This is a genomic window from Bacillus sp. JHAA (assembly GCF_036961585.1).
Lineage (GTDB): Bacteria > Bacillota > Bacilli > Bacillales > Bacillaceae > Bacillus > Bacillus velezensis.
The window spans coordinates 14,566-37,600 of record NZ_JBAMDE010000012.1 but is presented as its reverse complement, the minus strand read 5'-3'; the positions used below and the strand labels follow the sequence as shown (position 1 = coordinate 37,600).

The following is a 23,035-nucleotide window of genomic DNA, read 5'->3' as shown; positions in this document are numbered from 1 at the left end:
TACATTCCTCCCGGTGATACGATTAGTCCCATCTTCGCCAGAAGGAAAGTGATTTATACGAATGGATTAAGAAATCTCCTTTTTATTTTGGAAAACCGCCGGCACCGGTATGGAAGCCCATTTCGGCGTGTTGTGGTCAATCCGGACAACAACCACTGTCATATCGTCTTCGATTTGGCCGGAACGCGTTCTGATGACCTCTTCCATTAATATATCAGCGATTTCTTGCGGGTCTTCGGTTTTCAGCCCTTTCATTTTCCGTTTCATCCACAGGTCGTGGTTTTCAACGTGCTTCGGCCCTTCAAAAATACCGTCACTCATCATGACGAGCAGATCTCCCGCTTTTAACTGTTCACTTACAACCTCCACATCAAATTCATTGATGATGCCGATCGGCAGATTGCTGGCCTGCACTTTCATGACTTGATCTCCCCGCTTGATAAAACTCGGCGTTGAACCGACCTTCAAGAATTTGCAGCTTGCATCCTGAAGATCAATGATAGAAAGATCGAGAGTTGAGTAGATTTCGTCTGTCGTCCGTAAAGACAGAATACTGTTGATCGTTTTTATCGCTATTTTTTCATCAATACCTGATTCGAGAATTTTTTCGAGCAGCTTAATCGTTTCATTGCTCTCATAATGGGCCCTCGCCCCATTGCCCATGCCGTCACTGATCGCGGCCGCATACTTTCTCGCCCCCAGTTCCATCATGCTGTAGCTGTCGCCGGAGACAAGGCCGCCGCCTTTTGCCGCATGAGCCGCGCCTGTCGATACCCGGTACGACTTGGTCGAACCGAATGCGACATGGCTGTAGCCATTCGGATGAGTCGAGTGCTGTTCGCTTTTGACAAGTATCTGCTCCTCAAGAATGTCAGACAGCATCGGGGCGATAATTTTCTCACTCTCGCCGTGTCCTCCGCTGAACGGGATTGTCATTTCGATATCAATATTGCCCTGCTCCAAGCTGTATATCTCGACATGCTGAATCTCGATTCCAAAATGCTGAAGCGCCTCTATCATTTGTTCTTCCTGAATAAAATGCTGCTCCCTCTCCCGTTTTATTTCCCGAGAAAAGTCCGCCATGACCTCAGAAACCCCCAACAGCTGCTCGGCAACAAGCCTTCTGCTGTCCTGAACTTTTCTCTTCAGTGTCAGATGGGCGTGATGGTGGGCAAGTTCGTCCTCAATCAGCTCTTCCACCTGTCTGGATTTGGAACAGTGCTGTTGAAACTCCTTTTTTAATCTGCGGTTTGAGGCATACTGTTTTTCTTCTGTTTCATGCATAACTTGTTTCATTAAGTCATATGTTTTATCAAAGTTTTGAACCCAGCATTTGCTTTTCTTATAGCAGGATTGGCAGGAATGCTCGGTGATTTTGCTTAAAAAGAGATCCACTTCCCCTTCTTCCGCCTGCTCATCGGAAGACGTCTGATGAAAGGTGGCGAAGCTCTCCGACAAGGCATGAAACACATTGGAGAACTGGTCTACTTTCTGGGCGGTGACATCTCTGATTTTCCTCGCGTACTGCTGCTGTTCCTGACTGTGCTCAGCAGTGCCCGGTATGTATCGCGCCACCTTTTTCGTAATCGATTGGGGCGTAATCAAAAACAAAACAACGGCAATCAAAGATTCATAAAGAGTGGTCATTAATCCGGCAGACCCTTCTCCATATAATGAAATCAGCAGTGAGCCGATCACTAACCCGACTGCGGCTCCGGCTTTCTTTCCTTCTTTCAGCAGCCCGCCAAGAAGCCCGGAAAACGCAAGCAGACTCATTTGATAGAGGTTCCCGATATTCGCAAGCCCGAGGATCAGTCCGGTCACCACACCGACCGTACAGCCGATGCTTGCCCCGCCGACAAAGGAAAAACTCAGCACGACATAGCGGGCCAGGATATGTTCAGCCTGCATTCCCTGAAATGAAACACCGGCAAGCCCGGTTAAAACGGATGCGATCAAGATCATAAAACAGATGATTTCTTCTATTTTTAACGATTGCTTCACTTTTTTGATCGTGAAGATCGGCAGGCTTTGCAAAAAGATCAGCGTCAAAATAAAGGCCAGGCCCGCCTCGACAACAGCCATCACATAATCATAGGTGGTAAAAGCGCCGCTCTCAAAATAAACAAATCCGATTCTCGCGGCAGCCATAGAGAAAAACACCACGATCGGCAGCATCTTCACCCGGTCCTGCACGATATATGTACCGATTTTTGAAAATAGAGTGAAGACGGCCAAAGCTGTGAGAATCAATAAAGAGTGTTTCGGCGAAATGGTTAAAGCGCCCGCAAGTAAAGACAGACAAGCATAGAAGGCTTTATCTCTTCTGATCAAAAGCATCGCTCCGAAAAACGGCAGCGCAAACGGAAGAACCTCAGATAATATGAAAGCCCGTCCAAGTAAAAAACCGATCACGACATAAATGAAACCCTTATAGAAAAAAAGTGAATGCGCTTGATGGACTGTAAGCTTTGCCGCCTTTTCAAAAAACGATTGCAGTTTTTCCAGAGCTTGTCCCGCCATCGGCCCGTTCACTCTTCTTTCCGCTTTTTCCATTGCTCTCATCCCCCACCTGTTTTATTCGTTGCTTGTCATTATAAATGAAAGCCCAGATAGGATTTTGTCAAAAGAAGGTAACAATTCCAAAGAACTCTTCGACGCTTTCTCCCTTGTTCCCCTTTCCTTTCGTATTTCCTCCGACATTTCTCAAAAAGTTGTCTAAATATGAAAAAATCGGCTTCTGCAACAGAAGCCGATTCGCTTGATGACCCGTACGGGATTCGAACCCGTGTTACCGCCGTGAAAGGGCGGTGTCTTAACCGCTTGACCAACGGGCCAGATATATATGGTAGCGGCGGAGGGGATCGAACCCCCGACCTCACGGGTATGAACCGTACGCTCTAGCCAGCTGAGCTACACCGCCATATAGGTGCTTATAAGCACAAGTTATATAATACAAAGGTTTCTTCATTCCGTCAACAGAAACTTTGAAGTTTTAATTTTCTGACTATAATGGCGCATACAAAAAAAGCACCCGCTGGGATAGACGGATGCTCCATGTATTTATAGAAAGCAGCAAGTTATCCTCTTCTTGCTCCGCGCCCTCCACGTTTTGATTCCGTGTTTCGTTTTAAAGATGATAAGCGGTCTTCGCTATCTTTAAGAAACTTGTTCATTTTCTGTTCAAAAGATTCTTTCGGACGGAAATCATTTCTAGGTCTGGCTTGCGGACGGTCTTTAGCTTTTTTAATTGATAAACCAATTTTCCCGTCTTTTTCAACGTTGATGACTTTCACTTCAACTTGATCGCCGACTTTTAAATGCTCGTTAATGTCTTTAACATAATTATCGGCTACCTCACTGATATGAACGAGACCGGTTGAGCCTCCAGGCAATTCAACAAATGCTCCGAAATTTGTAATACCTGTTATTTTCCCTTGCAACTTGCTGCCAACTTCAATCGACATAAAAAAAGTGCTCCTCCTTAGGCTTATAAAAAGATCGTTTGTTTAATTATACCTAAATAAAAATTTAAGTGTCAACAAGGCTACTTGCTCTTCTTTTCTACATTGAAGAGAATCTCACCATTTCCTGACATAAACAAGTCTCTTCTGGCAAGCTCTGTGACGTAATCCTCATCCTTTAATTTGGAAATTTCATCTTTTAAATCAGCCTGTTTCGCGTTCAATTCTTTCACTTGTTTTTCCAGCTGAGCTTTCTTTTCTTCGTTTGCGCTAAGGGAAGAGGTCTGTGACCACAGAGAACCCGCTAAGACAATAGCCGTCAACAACACAAGGGCGCCGAATACGATCAACCGTCTGAAAAGCCCTTTCCGCCTTCTTTTCATAAGCTGGGATTGCCGTTCAACCTGCTCTTTATAGTCGTTTTGGATTTCAGTTATTGTACGTTCTCTAGATAGATTCAAACCAGACGGTCCTCCTTTCACCTTTTCAAAATACGTATCATGGTCGATCTGATTGTTATGATTAGTTTCTTGCTCTTTTGTAAAAATCCTGCACTTTTTTGAAAATATCGTTTGAAAGTAAGACGCCACTTTTCAGGAAGAAGTTTCAATAATTGTTTCAACAGAAAAATCAGCGGATACAGCAAAAACGTTACGATCTTAAAAAGACACTTCGCAAAAAAGGCACTCACCCGATAGGAGTATAAAGAAATAACCGTGATCAGCCCGATGAGCAGCTTAAAGAGCAGAAGCACCGGACGGAACAGCACGTGCTGAATGAGCTTTTTTGCGAATTGGTAAAGAGACACCGCAAGATGAATGGCAAATTTCAGTATTTTTATATACATTCGTTTAAACAGGCTTTGGTACGTCGCAATCCCCAGTAAGACAGCCAAGAAAATGTATACCCTGAGTTCTCCTTCATTCACGTTGAGCAGCACATAGAAAAACAGCAGACCTTGTACAATCCAAAAGAGAATGTCATGAATGAATAACAGCCATCTGGCCGTTTTGGCGCGGCTGACAAACAGCCTGTATGTATCAAGCGACGCTCCGAGCCAGGCGCCCATACCGGTCATTGCCAGCATCGTATAAAATTGGGTGGTCAGCGTCATTTAAACAACTTGCTAAAAAACCCTTTAGCTTTATCCCCTTGCTGCTCGTCTAAATATACAAGGTCAAACACCCTGCCTTTTATAGATACAATCCCTTTTTCCACATCAAGGTTTTTCATCTGCAGGTTCTCGCCTCTGACGGAAAGCATTCCCATAACCGTTTCCAGCAAAAACTCTTCGTTGTCAAAACTTTCTACATGCTTGACGCCCGAAATGTCTAAATGCTTTCTCCCTTTCATCGTTACATCATGCTGTTCCGGAACAGAAGAAGAACCTTTTTGCTCATAATATGAATTCATCTATTCAGCCCCCATATCCTCGATACTTTTAGCATTATTACTGCATTGTATGAGGCGGGAGCCTTGTTTAGAACAAGCCTATTCGCCGAGTTTTTCTTCCTTGACGATTGTATACATGCCCGCGGCTTCTTCTTTTTTCGTTGTTTCTTTCAATTCGTTTACCTTCACGGTGACAAGCTTCTGGCCGAAGCGGACCGTCAGTTCATCACCGGCTTTTACGTCTGAGCTGGCTTTCGCCTGATTCCCGTTAACTGTGATTCTCCCTTGATCGGCGACCTCTTTCGCCAATGTGCGGCGTTTAATTAATCTGGATACTTTTAAAAACTTATCAAGTCTCATATCAGAATCTCCTCTCCATTTCTTTTGCTTCATCCCACAATTTGTCCATTTCCTCAAGTGACATTGCGGTCAATTCAAGGCCCTTTGCTGCCGCTTCTTTCTCAATATAAGCAAAGCGTCTGCGAAATTTGTCATTTGTCATGGCGAGCGCTTCCTCAGGCTCAATTTTATAGTATCGGCCGATATTGACCAATGCAAATAAAACATCGCCGAATTCAGCTTTTAAGCTGATTTCATCTGCTGATTCGGCGGAAGCCTCTGCAGAAAATTCCTTCAGCTCTTCATTTACTTTATCCCATATATCCTGAACGTCATCCCAGTCAAAGCCGGTTTTTGCGGCTTTTTTCTGAAGCTTGGCTGCTTTTGCAAGAGAAGGCAGTGTTTTCGGCACGGCATCCAGCAATGAAGTGGATGTTGTTTGCTTTTCCGCCTTTTTGATTTCTTCCCAGTTGGCGACGACATCATGTTCATCCTGAACCTTAACATCCTTAAACACGTGCGGGTGCCGTCTGACCATCTTCGCACTGATGTCTCTGATGACATCATCAATTGAGAAATACCCCTCGTCTTCTCCGATCTGGGCGTGCAGCATAACCTGAAGCATGACGTCCCCGAGTTCTTCTATCATGTGATCCGTGTCCTCTTCGTCAATGGCCTCAAGCAGTTCGTAGCATTCCTCAATCATATATTTCTTTAATGACTGGTGTGTCTGCTTTTGATCCCACGGACAGCCGTTCGGCCCGCGAAGCTCGCGAATAATACTTCGGAATGCAGAAAATTCCTGGTAAAGGAGTTCTTCTTTTTTAATCGGCGGAACATACACGCTTGTTAAGTTATTTATTTCTACATTGCGGTCAAGCTCAAACAAAGGCACCTTGGTCATCTTTTCTCCCTTGCTTCCGGCTGCCGTGACGATGACCACTTCATAGTCGTCAGGCAATTTCTCCATGAGTGTCAGTTTTACCTCAGAGGCCGTCATCTGGTCATAAACCTGGCAAATGATCAGATGATGGCGGAGTTCGAGCTCATCCGGCGTCATTGTTTGCGCATCCGTAAATTGAAACCCTTCAATCGGATCAATTCGCAATGCATTAAAAGTGGCATCCAAAAAGCTTTGCCCTCCGGCAGTATGAACAGCTACCTGTTGTTCTTCCCGGAGTTCAAATAACAGCTGAACGGTTTTCTCAGCGACAAACGGATGCCCGGGCACAGCGTAGACGACATCCTCTTGCTTCGCTTTTTCAAACAGAATGTCCGCGATCTCTTCATAGACCGCTTCAAACTGATCATGTTTTTCATAAATATCATCAAAATACCGGATGTCCGCTTCCGTCTCTTGCTCTAATTCCGGAATCAAAGGGTGGTCTTTCGTTCTTATATATAAATGCTTCGCCTGAGTCAGCAGCTTATGTATGCCCACTGTCAACTGATCCATGTCTCCGGCGCCGAGGCCGACGACCGTAATGTTACCTGCCATGTTTTTCTCTCCTCTTTTTCAATTTGCTTAAAGCACTGCCGAAAGGAAGGCCGCTCAGCTCTTCGTCCGTGAAAATCTTCATTCTTATCATACAATAAATAAACAATAGCCCTCCGATGACTGACGCAGACAGACTCTCACATACAGCTCCGGCCCTGCTGACGGGAACAAATAACTGCCATAGCTTCATATATACGAGCAGGAAGAAGACCATCAGCAGACTGCACCAGCACAGATGGGCAATCACGCCGCCGATATTCGTCAGCCAGCCCTTCGACCAAATTCTCCGGAGATTCAGACACGCAACTGCGGCAAATGCCAAGACGGTCGCCAGTGCCGCTCCTGTAATACCCCAGCCGGGGACCAGCCAAACATTCAGCACCCATTTCAGCGCCCCTCCCGCCAAAACGGATACGGCGGGGAAAACGGTATGTCCCGCTCCTTGCAGAATCGCGGCTGCTGTAAGCGCAATCGAGGCAAAAAAGATAGATAAGCTGAATATTTGTAAGGTCTGCGTCCCCTCACTGTTTTGGAAAAGCATGATATTCACCGGCTCTAAAATGCAAAAAAGCCCGGCTGATGCACCGATCCCTACCGCAAGGCAGAGCTTGACGGCTGATGTCGCTTTCTCTTTTATGATAAACGGCTTATTCTCATGCACCGCTTTTGAAATTGAAGGAACCAATGACGCGGCGATACTGACGGCAAACACGGTTCCCAGCTGAAGGAGCGGCTGTCCGCGGTCATATATGCCTTTCAGCTGTTTCGCAGCATGGCTCTCCGTCCCGTCTGAAAGCAGTGAATATAAGTTTAAGGCGTCTACAAGCTGAATCAAAAGCATGAGTACACTGCTGATACAGATGGTGACTGAATAAAGCAGCAGCTTTTTTACAATGACGGCCGTTTCGATATGTCCGCCGTCTTTCTTTGTTTCTTCCCGCTTATACCAGAAAACAGCCAATACACAAAGGGCCGCCAAGCTTCCGGCAATTGATCCCGAAGCCGCCCCCGCACCAGCCGCGTATAATGAACGGCCGCTTTTCAAAAGCCAGAAGGATAAACCGAGAAGCACCGCCACGCGAAGAAGCTGTTCCGTAATCTGGGATAAGGCTGACGGCATCATATCATGCACGCCTTGGAAATACCCCCGGAAAACCGCCGTAAACGGAAACAGTATGAAAGCGAACGCCGCGACCCTTATCAGCATCACAAGGCGGGCGTCACCCATAAAACCGGCCAACGGCGCCGCGCCGGCATACATGAGCGCAAACAGAACAAGTCCGGCCGCCGTGACATAAAGGGCGGAAATTTTCATTATTTTTTGTTTATGATCGCTATAATCGTTCATTAATTTTGAGATGATTACCGGAAAACCGGATGTTGACAGCATGACCGCGATCCCTAAAAACGGATACACCTGCTGATAAATGTAAAATCCGACGTCACCGACAATATTCTGAAAAGGAACCCTGTACACGGCGCTTAATATCTTCGTCACGATACCCGCAACGACGAGCACAAAAGCACCTTTCCATGCCGATTGCCGCTTGGCGCCAACTGAATCGTTCATCCAAAAGCTCCTTCCAGCCGCTAGAAAATTACGTCTATAAAACGAGCTTATTATATCACAATCCTAACGGCCGAACCGATAGAGAGCACATATGAATATGAAAAAGAACAGCACTTGTATAAGAGCTGCTCTTTCTCCGTTTTCTTATTTCAATAATGGTAATAAGACCTACTGCTCCATTTGTCTCGCCAAAAAACTGGCTGCCGTTTCTACCGCTTTATGTTCTACTTCTCCAAGTGCCTGTTCCTTGGAAAAGATGACCACGGCACCGATAGGATCGCCATTTGCCACGATCGGAGCTATTGTATAGGAGCTCATATCTTCATCAATGTCATTAACAAGCTGCGCGGACTTCACGTCGTTTTCTACCACTGAGCTGCGCTGATCCATCGTTTTTTCGAGCAAATCGCTGATGGCTTTGTTCAGAAATTCTTTTTTCGAACTGCCTGAAACGGCAATATACGCGTCACGGTCGCAAATCAAGACGGAATGGCCGAGACTGTCATACAAAGCATCTGCATATTCCTTCGCAAAATCGCCAAGCTCACTGATAGGAGAATACTTTTTCAATATAACTTCTCCGTCGCGGTCAACGAATATTTCAAGCGGGTCTCCTTCCCTGATTCGCAGTGTTCTCCGAATTTCTTTAGGAATGACGACCCGTCCTAGATCATCAATACGACGTACGATACCTGTAGCTTTCATCTCTCTGGTGCCTCTCTTTCATGTGATGATATTTAAGGGAAAGTACTAAAGCTCTTTACTTTATGTAGCTTCCGCCACTCGCTTGAAATTAGTATCCGTCACATCAAATGTAATATACACCAGAGAGTAACAATTTTTATGAAGACGCGATTGTTTCTTTCTTCACATCCTGAAGGCCTTTCAGCATGCCGAGCACGGTCTCCAGCCACTCTTCCGTTTTGCGGCCTTTCGTCTGTACTGAGATTTTCAGCTTTTTCCCTTCCATTCCCAGTCCGATCTGCCGGCCGTATTTATTGCCGAGTTCGAACAATTTCTGACCGTCAATCTGTGCGCTGGCCTCTTCAGAAATGGTAAATCTGATCGCGTCTTTATCCTGCTTGATGAGTTCGACGCGTTCATATTTTCCGTATACCTTCATCTCAGCAACCGTAAACAGCCATTCAACTTCTTTAGGGTAGCTGCCGAACCTGTCGATGATTTCATCTTGAAGCTCATTTTTCTCCTCAATTGTGGCGATTGACCTGAACCGTTTGTACATGTCGATTTTTTGCTTGCCGTCTTGTATATAGTTTTCAGGAATATACGCGTCAAGCTCGATATCGATTTCTGTCTCAAACTGTTCGCTTTTCGGAATATCGCCTTTCCGCTCTTCAATCGCTTCCTTGAGCATTTGCGAGTACAGGTCAAAACCGACTGAGTCGATAAAGCCGTGCTGCTGGGCGCCGAGAAGGTTCCCCGCTCCCCTGATCGTCAAGTCACGCATGGCGATTTTAAAGCCTGATCCCAGCTCGGTAAATTCTTTAATCGCCTGCAGCCGTTTTTCCGCCACCTCAGTGAGCACTTTGTCTCTGCGGTACGTAAAATACGCATAAGCGACGCGGTTGGAACGGCCGACCCGTCCTCTCAGCTGATACAGCTGAGACAGCCCCATTTTGTCTCCGTCGAACACAATCAAGGTGTTGACATTTGGTATATCTACGCCTGTCTCAATAATGGTCGTGCTGACAAGGACGTCTGATTCCCCTTCCAGAAAATTGAGCATGACGCTTTCCAATTCATTTTCAGTCATTTTTCCGTGGGCATATGCCACTTTCGCATCGGGAACAAGCATGGAAATTTCATCAGCCTTCCGCTCGATGTCATCCACGCGGTTGTACAAGAAATATACCTGTCCTCCGCGCGCCAGTTCTCTTTCGATGGCTTCCCGCACAAGCGCGCCGTTGTATTCCACGACATATGTCTGAACAGGGAAACGGTTTTCCGGCGGCGTTTCAATAACAGATAAGTCCCGCACACCGAGCATGGACATATGAAGCGTACGCGGTATCGGCGTCGCTGTAAGAGTCAGCACATCGACATTGGCTTTGATCTGTTTGATTTTTTCCTTATGCGTTACGCCGAAGCGCTGCTCTTCATCAATGATGAGCAAGCCGAGATCTTTATAGACGACGTCTTTAGATAAGAGCCTGTGGGTTCCGATTACGATGTCTACCGTTCCGTTCTTCAGGCCTTTAATCGTTTCATTGGATTCTTTTCTCGTTCTGAATCGGCTGAGAAGACCGATGTTAATCGGATAGTCCTGGAAACGCTCCATAATGGTTTCATAATGCTGCTGCGCGAGTATTGTCGTCGGCACAAGAAGCGCGACCTGCTTTCCGTCTGCGATCGCTTTAAAGGCCGCTCGGATGGCTACCTCCGTCTTCCCGTAACCCACATCACCGCAAAGCAAACGGTCCATCGGGCGCTCTCTTTCCATGTCCTTTTTAATCTCCTGAATGGAACGGAGCTGGTCCTCTGTTTCCTGATAAGGGAAAGCAGATTCGAACTGTCGCTGCATTTCATGATCGGGCGAGAACGCATAGCCCTTGCTTGCTTCCCGTTCCGCATAAAGCTTAATCAGATCATCGGCAATATCCTGAACGGAGTTTTCAACTTTTTTCTTCACCCGTTTCCATTCACTGCCGCCCAGTTTATAAAGCTTCGGTTCTTTTCCTTCAGAGCCGACGTACTTCTGCACCTGGTCGATTTGTTCTACAGGGACGTACAGCTTATCGCTGCCCTGATAATGAATGTTGAGGTAATCTTTATGAATGCCTTTGATTTCTAGTGTTTCGATCCCCAAATACTTACCGATCCCGTGGTTGACGTGGACGACATAGTCACCGACCTGAAGCTCGGAATAGCTTTTGATCCGTTCGGCATTTGTCAGCTTCTGCTTTCTCGGCTTTTTCTTGATTCGGTTTTTGAACAGCTCTTCCTCCGTAATGACGGCCAGCTTCATCAGCGGCAGTTCAAAACCGGATTGCAGCTCGCCTTCCATGACATAGACCTGTCCTTGCACAAGCGCTTTGGAGCTGTCCGTTTTTGCGGCTTCAATTTCGTAATCAGCCAGCACGGATGCCAATCTGTCGGTTCTGTCCTTATTTGCGCCTAAAAAGACAACGGTGAAGTTTGATTTCTTAAAGCGCTCCATTTCACCTGCGAGCACATTCATCTGCCCGTGAAAACTCTGCATCTGCCGGCTTGTCACATTCACGATATTCTGAGGGCTTGTATGCTGGACATGACGCAAAAATAATGAATAATAAATAGCCGGGCGCCGCTTTTCGCTCATAAGCTCCTGAAAGCTGAAGGATAAATGAATATCATGCAGAATTTTCCCTTCCTCGAGCAGACTTGTCATAAATTCGGCCTCTTCTTTTTGCAGCTGATCCTCCATTTCATGAATGCGGCTGACCTCGTCTAACAGTAACAACGTGTCTGCCGGTGTATAATCTAGCAAACTAGCAGGTTTTTCGTAAAAGTACGAGAGATACTTCACAAGTTCCTGATCAGTCTGTCCCGTTGATAACCGTTCTTTATCATGTGAGATATTGATATGAAGCATTTCCTTTTGTTTGTCCTGCTTCAGCTTTTTCAGACTGTCGGCAAGCCCTTTATCGAGCCTTTCCATCGCCCGGGCTTTTTCTTCCGCCCTGATGATCAATTCCTTCGCCGGTCCGATCGCCACATGTTTGAGCGTCTCAATTGATCTCTGGTCATCAGAATTGAAGCTTCTGATGGAATCGACCTCCGTATCAAACAGTTCAATTCGCACCGGATGCTCCGACGTCAGCGGATAAATGTCGATAATTCCGCCGCGAATACTGAATTCACCGGGTGCAGAAACCATATCGGAACGCTCATACCCCACCTCTACAAGGCGCGCGGACAGCTGATCCGGTTCTATTTCGTCTCCGAGTGAAATGACGAGCTGGCTGCTTTTCCACAGCTCCTTCGGCGGAAGCATTCTTCTCACTGCCGCAACGGGCGCCACAACGACCGGCGCTTCTCCGTTTGTTAATCTATTAATGACATCAAGCCGCTGAGCGCGCAGTTCAGGGCTCGCTACCGCAATTTCTGAAGAAATCAATTCATTCACGGGGTATAAAAAAACAGATTGATCCCCGAGAAGCGCCGTCAGATCTTCCGTCACTTTTTGGGCCTGATATAAATTATGGGTGATAAAGAAAATCGGCCTTTTCGTTTCCTGTGCAAGGGCGGAGGTAAAAACAGAACGCGCGGAACCTGACAGACCCGCAAGCAGCTGTTCCTTCAGCCCCTCATGTAAACCGTTGACAATGGATTTAAAATCATCGCTTTCTTTAATAAAGGTTTGAATGTTGTCCATATGGGCCCTCCTCTCTATTTTCTGCAAGAACAGAAAAACGCTTTGGTCTAGAATCTACACCAAAGCTTCTTATTGAATAAATGTGTTGTGTTCATGGTAGTGCGGATTGCGCTCCAGCGCCTCTTGGCAGTCTTCACAAATTGTAAGAACATGGACATCTCCATTGTCTTTATATGAAATCATATCGTTTCTTTCCTCATTTGTTAAGTGCTGAAATCCAAGTGACTGTGTCGGCACCGTCGAATATTCCAGGCTCCCTACCTTAAAGCCGCAGTGGCGGCAGAAATAATGCAAAGCCATACGTTGGACCTCCTGATGTGAAAAAATCATTTTTCCCTAGTATGGTCTCCCATTATTTATCTTATACATTTGCATTAAATTCGTTCATGACTTCTAAAAATGGTTTCGTTAAGGAAGCTTCGCAGGCTTTTACGGTTTTTGAGACGGCATCATTGATATGCGGCGCTTCTTCCTTCGTAAAAGCTCCCAGTACATAGTCAACGACTTTCATTCCGTTGACGGGGCGGCCGATTCCGATTCTGACCCGGTCAAATTCAGGGGTTCCGAGGTGCTGTATAAGCGATTTAATTCCGTTATGTCCGCCTGCGCTCCCCTTCGTCCGGAGCCTGATTTTCCCCGTCGGAAGATCAAGGTCATCGTATATGACTTTCAGATCTTCATGATCGGCATCATAATAATCCAGTAGCGGCCGCAAACATTCCCCTGATAAATTCATATATGTAAGCGGTTTAACAAGTAGAACTTTTTTTCCGGAAACAAACCCCATTCCGTAAAGTCCGTTGAATTTCGTTTTATTCAATTCAATATTCCATTCTTTAGAAAGCTCGTCAATGGCCATAAAGCCGACATTATGTCTCGTGTTCTCGTAGGTTTTTCCCGGGTTACCCAGACCGGCAATCACAAGCATCGTAAATCCTCCCTCAACATCGCTGTAATTCTTCTCATTCTAGCACAAAAGACGTAACCTCGGGCGGGTTACGTCTTAAAGCGCTTATTGATTTTCTCCTTCGGGCTCTTCCCCAGGAGACGGTTCTGCATCTTCTTCGAATGCTTCCTGCTTAGGAGGAAGGATGGAAGCCACGACTTCTTCCGGGTCGTTTGTAAATGTATAATTGCCGTCAGCAGTCAGATCTGCGATGGTCAGCACATCATTCATTTCAAGCCCGGAAATATCAACATTGATTGTCTGAGGGATGTCCTTCGGCTTAGCCTTAATCGAAAGCTCATGCAGCGGCTGCTGGATGACGCCTCCGTCTTTGACTCCCTTCGCCTCTCCCGTCAGCTGAATCGGCACCTCGGCCTCCAGCTCCTCACTCATATTCACGACTTGAAAATCGGCGTGCGTCAATTCGTTTTTGAGCGGGTCTGTCTGAAGATCAGTCACCATAACCGATTGCTGATTTCCGTTGACATCAATTGTGATAATCGTGTTTTTTCCTTCGTCCCGCAATGTTTTAAGCAATTCGACACTGTCTAAAGAGACAGGCGTATTCGTTATTTCTTTACCGTATATAATCCCTGGAACATGTCCTGAATGACGGATTTTCCGAAGCGTCGAACGTTTAAAATCTGTTCTTTCATTTGCTTTTAAAGTTGCCATATTCAGCACCATCCTAATTATCGTTTTATCGTCCTATTAGAACAATACCCACAATAACTGGGATTTAAACCTTAAAATTTCGGTTTAGCTGAATAAATAGCTGACAGATTGTTTCTCGTGAACGCGGATAATCGCTTCAGCCAGAAGCGGTCCGACAGAAAGCTGCTTAAAGCGTTCGATTTTTTTCTCATCAGGAAGCTTAATGCTGTTCGTTACGACAAGCTCCTTGATTTTAGAGTTATTGATCCGCTCAACGGCAGGACCTGACAGTACAGGGTGCGTACAGCATGCATACACTTCTGCAGCTCCGTTTTCAACCAGCGCGTTAGCGGCAAGTGTGATTGTGCCGGCCGTATCAATAATATCATCGATCAGAATCGCTGTTTTACCTTCCACGTTACCGACGATGTTCATCACTTCTACCTCATTCGGTCTAGGACGGCGTTTGTCGATAATCGCGATCGGCGCTTTCAGACGGTCCGCAAGTTTGCGGGCGCGCGTCACACCGCCGTGGTCAGGAGAAACAATAACGATATCTTTCAAGTCTTTACCTTCAAAGTAATGGCCTAAAATCGGAACACCCATTAAGTGGTCAATCGGAATATCAAAGAAACCTTGAATTTGCGGCGCGTGTAAATCAAGCGCGATCACGCGTGTCGCACCCGCTGTTTCAAGCAGGTTTGCAAAAAGTTTTGCCGTAATCGGTTCACGCGATCTTGCTTTTCTGTCCTGGCGCGCATAACCGTAGTACGGAATGACAATGTTGATTGTTTTCGCGGAAGCGCGCTTTAAAGCGTCAACCATAATCAGCAATTCCATGATGTGCTCGTTGACCGGCGCACTTGTAGACTGAATGATATAGCAATCACAGCCGCGAATACTTTCTTCTATGTTGATCTGGACCTCTCCGTCACTGAATCTTGTAACAGAGCACTTTCCTAATTGAACCCCTACATTATCCGCGATTTCTTTTGCAAGTTCTGGATTTGAATTCAAAGAAAAAATCTTTAAATTCTTATCTCCGTATTCGTTAGACATGGTAAACCTCCGATTTTAGGATTATTTTTTATGAATGTTTTTCACATAATCTTCTTTATTTACTTGTCTTGCTCTGGCAATGGCAAGCGCTTCGCCCGGCACATCTTCAGTTACGGTTGAACCCGCAGCGACGTACGCGCCTTCTCCCACTGTAACAGGAGCGACCAGATTGGAGTTGCAGCCAATAAAGGCGCCGTCTTCAATTTTGGTTAAATACTTTTTCTTCCCATCATAATTGACCGTGATGGAGCCGCAACCCAGATTCACATCCGTGCCCACTTCGGCATCACCGATATAGCTTAAATGAGATGCTTTGCTTCGGTCGCCGAATTGTGTTTTCTTGATTTCAACAAAGTTTCCGATCTTCACTTCATTGCCGATTGCGGAATCGGGTCTGATGTGAGCAAAAGGACCGATATTTACATCATTCCCAACTTTGCTGCGATTGACAACGGATTGTTTAATCACAGTACGGCTGCCGATTGAGCTGTCCTCTATCTCAGTGTGGGGGCCGATGACACATTCATCGCCGATTTCAGCTTGTCCCTTTAACACAGTTCCGGGATAAATAACTGTATCTTGTCCGATACGTGCGTCAGGTGAGATGTACGTATTCATCGGATCGATTAAAGTGACTCCGTTCTGCATATGCCGTTTGTTAATACGCTCTTTCATATACATTTCAGCCTGAGAAAGAGCGACTCTATCATTCACTCCGAGCGTCTCTTGGAAGTTACCAGTCTGGTAAGCGGCAACAGTTTCGCCTTCGTCTTTGAGGATTTCGATCACATCCGGCAGATAATACTCGCCTTGGGCATTTTCATTCGAAACCTGTTCGATGACACGAAAAAGAGCCTCGTTATCAAAACAGTACGTTCCCGTGTTGATTTCTTTCACAAGACGTTCTTGCTCCGAAGCATCCTTGTGCTCCACGATTTTTTGAACGGCGCCGTCTTCACTGCGGATGATTCTTCCGTATCCGGCGGGATCGTCGGCAACGGCCGTTAACACCGTGGCTTTTGCACCTTTGTCTGTATGTTCATTCAGCATGGCTTCCATCGTCTCCGCCGTCAGAAGCGGTGTATCGCCGCAAATAACGATCGTGACACCCTTTTCTCCGTGAAGAAATGGTTTTGCCTGTTTGACCGCATGAGCCGTACCGAGCTGTTCTGCTTGGAGAGCGTAATCGCTTTTCTGTCCGAGCTGCTTCTTCACATCTTCGGCGCCGTGTCCTACGATGGTGACAAGCTTCGCTAAAGATAATTTCAGAGCTTCGTCTGCGACGTGCTCTACCATAGGCTTTCCGCATACCGGATGAAGGACCTTGTAAAGCTTCGATTTCATTCTCGTTCCTTTTCCGGCAGCTAAAATCACTGCAAACCGCTTATCCATTTAATGGCCTCCAATATCCCTTTTATCCATAGAAAAATATATCCTAAATAGCTGTTGATTTCAAGAAGACATCAAAAAGTGCAAGAATTTTCTATGTAATCGCTTTATTACTGAAAAATCAGATTTAAAAAAGGACTGCCGGAAAAGGCCTTGTGTCAGCCTTTATCAGCAGTCCTTACATTTTGTTATGTTTAAGAAGCCCCGGCTTCTTCATATTCTAATGCTTCAGAATCACCCAAACGATGATACTCATTTAAAACAGCATCCTGGATCTTGCCCCGCGTGCTGGAATTAATAGGATGAGCAATATCGCGGAATTCTCCATCAGGGGTGCGTTTACTCGGCATCGCAACGAAAAGACCATTGTTTCCATCAATCACACGAATATCATGTACGACAAATTCGTGATCCAGCGTGATGGATGCAATCGCTCTCATGCGACCATCGGTATTCACGCGGCGTAATCTTACGTCAGTAACTTCCACAGTAGTTCACCACCTTTTCCCTATATAAAAGCATTAGTCTAACAATTCCACGATTCTTTTTAAATTCCTGCACGTTTCAAAAAGTTTTTTTGAAAATATAGGATATACATACACAATTAGGTGATAAACCATATTTGGGGATCATATACTGCATAAAAAAAGTGATCCCGGAGACCGGAACCACTTTTCTGAGATTTAAGATTTCACCAGCGCAATGACTTCAATTTCCACGAGAGCGTCTTTCGGCAGTCTCGCCACTTCCACACAAGACCTTGCCGGCTTATGTACATCAAAGTATTGTCCGTACACTTCATTCACTTCCGCAAACTGCTCCATATCAGCAATAAACACCGTTGCTTTGACAACCGTCTCGAGAGAAGCGCCCGCTTCTTTCAGCACAGCTTTTAAATTGCTGAACACCTGATGCGTTTGCTCTGTGATATCACCGTTTACCATTTCTCCTTCAGCAGTAAGAGGAATCTGGCCTGAGCTGTAAAACATGTTGTTTACGATGATTCCCTGTGAATATGGCCCGATCGCTGCCGGCGCGTGTTTTGTATGGATTGCTTTTGTCATTTTTCTGTCTCCCCATTCTTTAAATGCTGTTCTTTAAAAAATCGCAGAAAATTGCCGTTTTGAATCTCAATCGTTTTGTCTTTCATATTGATGGTTGAAAGCGTGAGCAGTGACATGTATTCATCGACAAGCCGTTCATTCACTCCCTCGGCTTCAACCAAGACGCCTATTCCCGCAACGTTTGCATTAAACTCATCAAGCAGGCTGATCATGCCGTTAATGGTGCCGCCGGCTTTCATAAAATCGTCAATAATCAAAACGTTCGAACCCGTAGCCAAACTTCTTTTCGCAAGCGACATCGTTTGAATGCGGTTAGACGACCCTGATACATAATTGATGCTCACCGTGGAGCCTTCCGTCACTTTATTGTCTTTTCGCACGATGACAACCGGAACGTTCAGATAACTGGCCGCTGCGTAAGCAAGAGGGATTCCTTTTGTCGCAACGGTCATCACCACATCAATCTCCCGCTCCGCAAAAACGGAAGCAAAAAGCCTGCCTACATGAGAGAGGACAGATGGTTTTCCTAAGATATCCGTTAAATATACATAACCGCCCGGAAGGATACGCTCAGGATTTACTAAAGACTGTCCCAGCTCCTGTATAAACGCTTCTGCTTCAGCCTGTTTCACTTTCGGAATGTATTTGACGCCTCCGGCAGCTCCCGGCACTGTAAGCAGCGTCCCAATGCCTTGCTGTTCAAAGGTCTGTTTAATAATCGTTAAATCTTCACTGATTGATGACTTTGCTGATTGATACCGTTCTGAGAAAAACGTTAACGGTATTAATTCATGCGGATGGGTTAACAAATAATTTGTTAAGTCCACCAATCTGCCGCTGCGACGAAACTTCATGAACTTACCCCCAAAATCCGAATAATTTAAAAATAATATAACTTAACATACGGATTTAATCAAGAGCATTCTGTTCGCCGATCATCCGCACCGCGTACACTTGATCACAGAAACCTCTTAACCCGTTATAAATCCGCTGCACCTTCGATTCGTATTGAACCAAACCGAATACAGTCGGTCCGCTTCCGCTCATTAACACCGCATCAGCGCCGAAGCGTTTCATTTGATTTTTAATCATCGCCACCTCGGGATGGAGGCTGAGCGTAACCGACTCCAATACGTTTCCTAATTGTCCGCATACCTTTTGGAAGCTTTTTTCTTCAATCGCGTCAATCATCGCCTGCACATCAGGATGCCGAACCTGCTGTAAGTTCAGCCGGCGGTACACTTCGGCAGTCGATACCCCGATCGTCGGTTTGGCAAGCACGACCCAGCAATGAGGCGGAGCACTGATGTGCCTGATCTTCTCACCGCGTCCGGTTGCCAGGGCAGTGCCTCCGTATACACAGAAGGACACGTCTGAACCGATTTCAGCTCCAAGCTCCGCGAGCTCTTCGACAGAAAGCTTTAAATCCCAAAGCCTGTTCAGCCCTCTGAGCGTGGCTGCCGCATCGCTGCTTCCGCCGGCAAGCCCTGCCGCTACAGGGATCACTTTTGTAATCATAATGGAAACGCCTTTTTTGACTTGAAATCGTTCTTTAAGCAGTTTGGCTGCCTGATAAGCCAGATTCCTTTGATCATCCGGAACAAAGCGATTATGCGACGCCACTCTGATAACGTTTTCGGGCAGTTCTGTCAGTTCAATCCGATCTGCCAAATCAATTGTCGTCATGATCATCTCCACTTCGTGATAACCATCCGGGCGTTTACTCGTCACATCGAGGGACAGATTGATTTTGGCCGGCGCTTTTTCTAAAATACGCATAGCTTTCACCTACTTCTCCATCTAAACATAAGTATGAACATTGTATCACATTTGGAGACCCGGAGGTACTTATCCGAAATTGACGCCGGTTTTGACAGCCGATAGAAAAAACCGGGGAACGGATTGTCCCCCGGGCCACTGCATTATCGGTTATTTTGGTTCTGAGCCGCCATCTGCTGTTCGGCAATCTCAATCGCGCGTTTTACCATATTCCCGGCGTCACGCGCCCGAATGCCTCCCCAGCCCTCGTTTTTCACCGTATCGTAAAAACCAAGGTCCTTCGCCAGCTCATATTTGAACTCATCTGACATAACTCCACGACGTCTGCCCAAACGAAACAACCCCTTTTATAGAATTGATCACCATTCGTGCACGCCACGATAAAACATGTGACACTTATAGCTTCCGTTTAATCGGCTGAAACTTTCGAGGGAATAATTAGAAGAGCTTTAGAAGGCAAAACAAAAAGCAGTAAACAAAAGGTTCACTGCCCATTAAAATGCTACTGAGCTTGCCGCATCGTCATTGAATGTCAATTCAACAGTCTCAGTCAGAATATCAGCATAACTGTATGAAACTCTTTCAAACGAATTCTCGTCTTGATCTAGTTGTATCACAAAAACAGAAGGGTACGTCTCAGCTAAAATGCCCGAACGCTCAATCGTTTTTCGGCGGCCGCCGTTTGCTTTTAACGTAAGCCGTTTACCTAAATTCCCATCAAGCGATCTTTTTATATCGGACAACGTCTTCGCCATTGCATCCACCTCACTACATTTATTGTACAACAAGAGCCCAATTTTGTCAAATAAAATTTAAATTATATCAACGTTAATAAGTCATTGTCAACAAAATTATTTTGACAAAATTCTATTGATTTCTGCGTTATTTTTCACAAGTTCCGGAAATTTATGTATCAATTTGTAAAATAATTAACCCGCATAGCGAAATATATGCGGGTTTTATCACTCATCCATTTGATTTATACGGCATACCGACACGCAGCACACCCTTCGTTTCAATTCCTCCCAGCCCTTTCTCTCTCGTCAGCGTATTTCTCAGGACATCCCATACATTGATCCGCTCCATAAACGGGGTGAAGCTGATTTTCGCGACAATATATACCGGGTCAAGCGCGTGGATATTGACGCGTGACGGAGAACTTGCGAAATTCGCGCCTGCTCTGATTAAAGACTCGAAATGAGATTGACAGGCCCCCGCGAATATAACCAGCTGATCCAAATGAGGGACTTTACGCCTCGCTTTTTGAACGGTTTCGACAAAGTGTTTGGAATGCCTGTAGGCGCTTAAATCGTTCACGCCTCCCTTATGCTTGGAATATGCATCATGGCCGGTGATGACTAAAATATCCGGCCTGTATTTATCAAGCAGCTCGTCAATTGATGCCGGCATTTTTTTCTCATGGCAATGAATTCCGTATACCGGCACACCGATTTTTTCATAAAAGTTCAGGCACTTTTTCAAATAGGCCTCATCGCCGTCCAGATGCAATACCTTTCCGGGCATATGAAAGTAGTGCTCCTGATGCTGATATTGATTTGTCGCATAATATTCCTGTTTTTCCCGAAGCAGCTTATAATCCTGGCGGAGCAGCTCGAGAGATTCATTCATCCTGCTTTCATCTCTTTTCTTTCTCATGGCCTGTTCGTCTTTTCTGACAGGCTCCAAATCAGAAAAATCAGCATCCGCAATCAATCTGACTTCGTCACCATGCAGGATGGCAATTGAATTTCCGTTGCTTGTTTGCTCTATACCGATAATGCGAAATAAAACATCCATTTGATAGGATTTCCTGGCTACCATATCTCCTATTTGAAATTGCACGTTACCCACTCCACAAATAGACTAAGCCTCATCATGAAAGAAGTCTTGGCAAATACACCTCTTTCCGCTGCGGCGCTTGATGTTTCAAGCTTTTCTTGCAGTTGAATGAATAAGGTTCTCCTCTAGCCTATGTAGCGGCAGTCCAAGTGGTGACGCAAAACAAAAAGCCCTCTTAGAAAAGGGCTTTATGCAATCCGTTGGACAGGAGCGCGAATTCTTCTATGGACAGGGATTCACCGCGCCGCTTTCCGTCAATATTCGTTTCTTGAAGAACTTCTTCAATTTGAGCTTTTTTTTCTTTTCCGCCCGGAAGATTGTTCACAAGGTTGTTCAGCAAGGTTTTCCGGCGCTGTGCGAAGCTTGCTTTAATCAGCTGGAAGAAAAACGGTTCATTATCGACGTCAACCGCCGGGCCGTCACGCAGTAAAAGCCGGATAACCGCGGAATCGACATTAGGCTGAGGCACAAACACCGTTTTCGGGACGGTCATGACGGTTTTGGCCTCCGTATAGAACTGAACCGCAATGGAAAGCGATCCGTACTCCTTAGAGGAAGGATCAGCGGCCATCCGCTCAGCGACCTCTTTTTGCAGCATCACGACAATCCCTTTTAACGGAAGATGTTCTTCCAAGAGCTTCATGATGATCGGCGTCGTCACATAATATGGGAGATTCGCCGTCACCATAATTTCATCACAATCCTGAAAATGCTCTTCAATGACAGATTTAACGTCTGCTTTCAGCACATCTTGATGAATGATCGTTACATTGTCATATGGAGACAGCGTATCATTGAGAATGGGCAGCAGGCGCTGATCAATTTCAAACGCGACGACCTTTTTCGCCCGTTTGGCAAGCTGCTCTGTCAGCGCGCCGATTCCGGGCCCGATTTCAATGACTCCGGTCCGATCCGTAATTTCCGCATGGTCCACAATTCTGTCCAATATATTTGTATCAATTAAGAAATTCTGTCCCAGACTCTTTTTAAAAGAGAAACCGTACTTTTTCAGAATTTCCTTCGTTCTGATAGGTGTCGCGATATCTTTATTGTTCATCCTGTTCCTCCTGCCTCATAGCATCGAGCGCATCAATAAAATCACTTCTTTTGATTTGAAACATTTGCAGCCGTTTTTGAAGCTGCTTGCCGTTTGTATAGCCGATCTTCAGCAGGTCGCCCAATCGTTCGCGGCGTCTTTTGGCAGCCGGTCCGCCGATCAGACCGGCCTGTATGACATCTTCAGCTGAAATCTCACTCGGCTTTGCCTCCATCTCTTCATGCACATTTTCCAGACATGCTCTGATGCTTTCAATGGATGCGTGCTCAACGCCAATGCCGCGCTTGTTTTTCGGTTTGGCAAGATGTTTGGGCAGAAATGCGTGTTTACAGCCGGGTACTGCTTCAGAAATGGTTTTCCGGATCTTTTCCCCCGGAAAATCCGGGTCCGTCAGCACGATGACCCCTCTCGTTTCCTGCGCCAGCCGAATCTGTCTGATGACTTCGTCTCCGATTGCGGAACCGTTTGTCTCGATCGTATCCGCATCAACGGCAAGTTTTATGCGCGCAGTGTCATCGCGTCCCTCGACTACAATAATTTCTTTAATTTTCATTACTTCCTCCAAAAAAACTTTTTATATCCAAAACGAAACCTTTGCTTACATGTCACG

24 protein-coding genes and 2 tRNA genes are annotated in these 23,035 nt (G+C 45.8%); all 26 read right to left on the bottom strand.

The window, feature by feature from the left end; translation table 11 throughout:
• Positions 1-66 precede the first annotated feature (66 nt).
• Positions 67-2,556 carry a stage II sporulation protein E gene (spoIIE, locus tag V7728_RS19690; RefSeq protein ID WP_007409936.1) on the bottom strand — a complete coding sequence of 830 codons (2,490 nt, stop codon included), beginning with the start codon at positions 2,554-2,556 and terminating at the stop codon, positions 67-69.
• A gap of 209 nt (positions 2,557-2,765) precedes the next feature.
• Positions 2,766-2,837 (bottom strand) — tRNA-Glu (locus tag V7728_RS19685).
• A gap of 9 nt (positions 2,838-2,846) precedes the next feature.
• A tRNA-Met gene (locus V7728_RS19680) sits at positions 2,847-2,923 on the bottom strand.
• Between the two features lie 157 nt (positions 2,924-3,080).
• On the bottom strand, positions 3,081-3,467 hold the full coding sequence (locus V7728_RS19675) for a S1 domain-containing RNA-binding protein (RefSeq protein ID WP_004264630.1): 387 nt from the start codon (positions 3,465-3,467) through the stop codon (positions 3,081-3,083).
• Positions 3,468-3,547: 80 nt separating this feature from the next.
• A complete protein-coding gene (gene divIC, locus V7728_RS19670; RefSeq protein ID WP_004264632.1) occupies positions 3,548-3,925 on the bottom strand; it encodes a cell division protein DivIC in 378 nt (125 codons plus the stop codon).
• A gap of 17 nt (positions 3,926-3,942) precedes the next feature.
• On the bottom strand, positions 3,943-4,578 hold the full coding sequence (yabQ, locus tag V7728_RS19665) for a spore cortex biosynthesis protein YabQ (RefSeq protein ID WP_025284087.1): 636 nt from the start codon (positions 4,576-4,578) through the stop codon (positions 3,943-3,945).
• Positions 4,575-4,877 (bottom strand): sporulation protein YabP, encoded by a 303-nt coding sequence (yabP, locus tag V7728_RS19660; protein ID WP_004264638.1) that lies wholly within the window; start codon positions 4,875-4,877, stop codon positions 4,575-4,577. Before yabP ends, yabQ begins: the two co-directional genes overlap by 4 nt.
• Before the next feature lie 78 nt (positions 4,878-4,955).
• Positions 4,956-5,216, bottom strand: coding sequence for an RNA-binding S4 domain-containing protein (locus V7728_RS19655; protein ID WP_007409934.1), 261 nt, complete (start codon positions 5,214-5,216; stop codon positions 4,956-4,958).
• 1 nt (position 5,217) lies between these two features.
• The gene (mazG, locus tag V7728_RS19650) at positions 5,218-6,693 is read right to left on the bottom strand and encodes a nucleoside triphosphate pyrophosphohydrolase (RefSeq protein WP_099566354.1); all 1,476 of its coding nucleotides are present in this window, start codon (positions 6,691-6,693) and stop codon (positions 5,218-5,220) included.
• Positions 6,683-8,263, bottom strand: coding sequence for a putative polysaccharide biosynthesis protein (locus V7728_RS19645; protein ID WP_099566353.1), 1,581 nt, complete (start codon positions 8,261-8,263; stop codon positions 6,683-6,685). The genes mazG and V7728_RS19645 overlap by 11 nt, the downstream gene beginning before the upstream one ends.
• 168 nt (positions 8,264-8,431) lie before the next feature.
• The gene (gene spoVT / locus V7728_RS19640; RefSeq protein WP_004264646.1) at positions 8,432-8,968 is read right to left on the bottom strand and encodes a stage V sporulation protein T; all 537 of its coding nucleotides are present in this window, start codon (positions 8,966-8,968) and stop codon (positions 8,432-8,434) included.
• A 136-nt stretch (positions 8,969-9,104) separates the two neighbouring features.
• Complete coding sequence (gene mfd / locus V7728_RS19635; RefSeq protein ID WP_007409931.1) at positions 9,105-12,638, bottom strand: transcription-repair coupling factor; 3,534 nt, start codon at positions 12,636-12,638, stop codon at positions 9,105-9,107.
• 69 nt (positions 12,639-12,707) lie between these two features.
• Positions 12,708-12,938 (bottom strand): anti-sigma-F factor Fin family protein, encoded by a 231-nt coding sequence (locus tag V7728_RS19630; RefSeq protein ID WP_004264650.1) that lies wholly within the window; start codon positions 12,936-12,938, stop codon positions 12,708-12,710.
• Positions 12,939-12,999: 61 nt separating this feature from the next.
• The gene (gene pth / locus V7728_RS19625; RefSeq protein ID WP_004264652.1) at positions 13,000-13,566 is read right to left on the bottom strand and encodes an aminoacyl-tRNA hydrolase; all 567 of its coding nucleotides are present in this window, start codon (positions 13,564-13,566) and stop codon (positions 13,000-13,002) included.
• A gap of 84 nt (positions 13,567-13,650) precedes the next feature.
• The gene (locus V7728_RS19620) at positions 13,651-14,259 is read right to left on the bottom strand and encodes a 50S ribosomal protein L25/general stress protein Ctc (RefSeq protein WP_011996173.1); all 609 of its coding nucleotides are present in this window, start codon (positions 14,257-14,259) and stop codon (positions 13,651-13,653) included.
• An 84-nt stretch (positions 14,260-14,343) separates the two neighbouring features.
• Positions 14,344-15,297: a ribose-phosphate diphosphokinase gene (locus tag V7728_RS19615; RefSeq protein WP_007409928.1), complete on the bottom strand. Its 954-nt coding sequence runs from the start codon at positions 15,295-15,297 to the stop codon at positions 14,344-14,346.
• Between the two features lie 21 nt (positions 15,298-15,318).
• Complete coding sequence (gene glmU / locus V7728_RS19610) at positions 15,319-16,689, bottom strand: bifunctional UDP-N-acetylglucosamine diphosphorylase/glucosamine-1-phosphate N-acetyltransferase GlmU (RefSeq protein ID WP_004264658.1); 1,371 nt, start codon at positions 16,687-16,689, stop codon at positions 15,319-15,321.
• 191 nt (positions 16,690-16,880) lie between these two features.
• Positions 16,881-17,174 carry a septation regulator SpoVG gene (spoVG, locus tag V7728_RS19605; RefSeq protein WP_004264660.1) on the bottom strand — a complete coding sequence of 98 codons (294 nt, stop codon included), beginning with the start codon at positions 17,172-17,174 and terminating at the stop codon, positions 16,881-16,883.
• Between the two features lie 195 nt (positions 17,175-17,369).
• Entirely contained in the window at positions 17,370-17,750 is a 381-nt protein-coding gene (gene ridA / locus V7728_RS19600; protein ID WP_004264663.1) for a 2-iminobutanoate/2-iminopropanoate deaminase, read from the bottom strand.
• Positions 17,747-18,604 carry a pur operon repressor gene (purR, locus tag V7728_RS19595; protein ID WP_004264666.1) on the bottom strand — a complete coding sequence of 286 codons (858 nt, stop codon included), beginning with the start codon at positions 18,602-18,604 and terminating at the stop codon, positions 17,747-17,749. Before purR ends, ridA begins: the two co-directional genes overlap by 4 nt.
• Before the next feature lie 55 nt (positions 18,605-18,659).
• The gene (ispE, locus tag V7728_RS19590) at positions 18,660-19,529 is read right to left on the bottom strand and encodes a 4-(cytidine 5'-diphospho)-2-C-methyl-D-erythritol kinase (protein WP_007409927.1); all 870 of its coding nucleotides are present in this window, start codon (positions 19,527-19,529) and stop codon (positions 18,660-18,662) included.
• 143 nt (positions 19,530-19,672) lie between these two features.
• Entirely contained in the window at positions 19,673-19,861 is a 189-nt protein-coding gene (locus V7728_RS19585; RefSeq protein WP_011996172.1) for a small, acid-soluble spore protein, alpha/beta type, read from the bottom strand.
• A 162-nt stretch (positions 19,862-20,023) separates the two neighbouring features.
• Positions 20,024-20,284: a biofilm formation stimulator Veg gene (gene veg, locus V7728_RS19580; protein ID WP_003218330.1), complete on the bottom strand. Its 261-nt coding sequence runs from the start codon at positions 20,282-20,284 to the stop codon at positions 20,024-20,026.
• Positions 20,285-20,495: 211 nt separating this feature from the next.
• Positions 20,496-21,371, bottom strand: coding sequence for a sporulation peptidase YabG (gene yabG / locus V7728_RS19575; RefSeq protein WP_025284083.1), 876 nt, complete (start codon positions 21,369-21,371; stop codon positions 20,496-20,498).
• A gap of 172 nt (positions 21,372-21,543) precedes the next feature.
• A complete protein-coding gene (gene rsmA / locus V7728_RS19570; RefSeq protein WP_015239023.1) occupies positions 21,544-22,425 on the bottom strand; it encodes a 16S rRNA (adenine(1518)-N(6)/adenine(1519)-N(6))-dimethyltransferase RsmA in 882 nt (293 codons plus the stop codon).
• Positions 22,415-22,978, bottom strand: a complete 564-nt coding sequence (rnmV, locus tag V7728_RS19565; protein ID WP_004264696.1) for a ribonuclease M5 — start codon at positions 22,976-22,978, stop codon at positions 22,415-22,417. The genes rsmA and rnmV overlap by 11 nt, the downstream gene beginning before the upstream one ends.
• Positions 22,979-23,035 lie beyond the last annotated feature (57 nt).

Bases quoted from the DNA above. Each gene is read 5' to 3' on its own strand.
- V7728_RS19620 (WP_011996173.1), bottom strand. From the start codon at position 14,259: ATGGCAACTTTAAAAGCAAATGAAAGAACAGATTTTAAACGTTCGACG.
- mfd (WP_007409931.1), bottom strand. From the start codon at position 12,638: ATGGACAACATTCAAACCTTTATTAAAGAAAGCGATGATTTTAAATCC.
- mazG (WP_099566354.1), bottom strand. From the start codon at position 6,693: ATGGCAGGTAACATTACGGTCGTCGGCCTCGGCGCCGGAGACATGGAT.
- pth (WP_004264652.1), bottom strand. From the start codon at position 13,566: ATGCTTGTGATTGCCGGTCTGGGTAACCCGGGAAAAACCTACGAGAAC.
- yabQ (WP_025284087.1), bottom strand. From the start codon at position 4,578: ATGACGCTGACCACCCAATTTTATACGATGCTGGCAATGACCGGTATG.
- yabP (WP_004264638.1), bottom strand. From the start codon at position 4,877: ATGAATTCATATTATGAGCAAAAAGGTTCTTCTTCTGTTCCGGAACAG.
- V7728_RS19655 (WP_007409934.1), bottom strand. From the start codon at position 5,216: ATGAGACTTGATAAGTTTTTAAAAGTATCCAGATTAATTAAACGCCGC.
- V7728_RS19630 (WP_004264650.1), bottom strand. From the start codon at position 12,938: ATGGCTTTGCATTATTTCTGCCGCCACTGCGGCTTTAAGGTAGGGAGC.
- rsmA (WP_015239023.1), bottom strand. From the start codon at position 22,425: ATGAACAATAAAGATATCGCGACACCTATCAGAACGAAGGAAATTCTG.
- V7728_RS19645 (WP_099566353.1), bottom strand. From the start codon at position 8,263: ATGAACGATTCAGTTGGCGCCAAGCGGCAATCGGCATGGAAAGGTGCT.
- veg (WP_003218330.1), bottom strand. From the start codon at position 20,284: ATGGCGAAGACGTTGTCCGATATAAAAAGATCGCTTGATGGGAATTTA.
- ispE (WP_007409927.1), bottom strand. From the start codon at position 19,529: ATGCGTATTTTAGAAAAAGCGCCGGCCAAAATCAATCTGTCCCTCGAT.
- spoIIE (WP_007409936.1), bottom strand. From the start codon at position 2,556: ATGGAAAAAGCGGAAAGAAGAGTGAACGGGCCGATGGCGGGACAAGCT.
- V7728_RS19675 (WP_004264630.1), bottom strand. From the start codon at position 3,467: ATGTCGATTGAAGTTGGCAGCAAGTTGCAAGGGAAAATAACAGGTATT.
- purR (WP_004264666.1), bottom strand. From the start codon at position 18,604: ATGAAGTTTCGTCGCAGCGGCAGATTGGTGGACTTAACAAATTATTTG.
- V7728_RS19615 (WP_007409928.1), bottom strand. From the start codon at position 15,297: ATGTCTAACGAATACGGAGATAAGAATTTAAAGATTTTTTCTTTGAAT.
- ridA (WP_004264663.1), bottom strand. From the start codon at position 17,750: ATGACAAAAGCAATCCATACAAAACACGCGCCGGCAGCGATCGGGCCA.
- glmU (WP_004264658.1), bottom strand. From the start codon at position 16,689: ATGGATAAGCGGTTTGCAGTGATTTTAGCTGCCGGAAAAGGAACGAGA.
- spoVT (WP_004264646.1), bottom strand. From the start codon at position 8,968: ATGAAAGCTACAGGTATCGTACGTCGTATTGATGATCTAGGACGGGTC.
- rnmV (WP_004264696.1), bottom strand. From the start codon at position 22,978: ATGAAAATTAAAGAAATTATTGTAGTCGAGGGACGCGATGACACTGCG.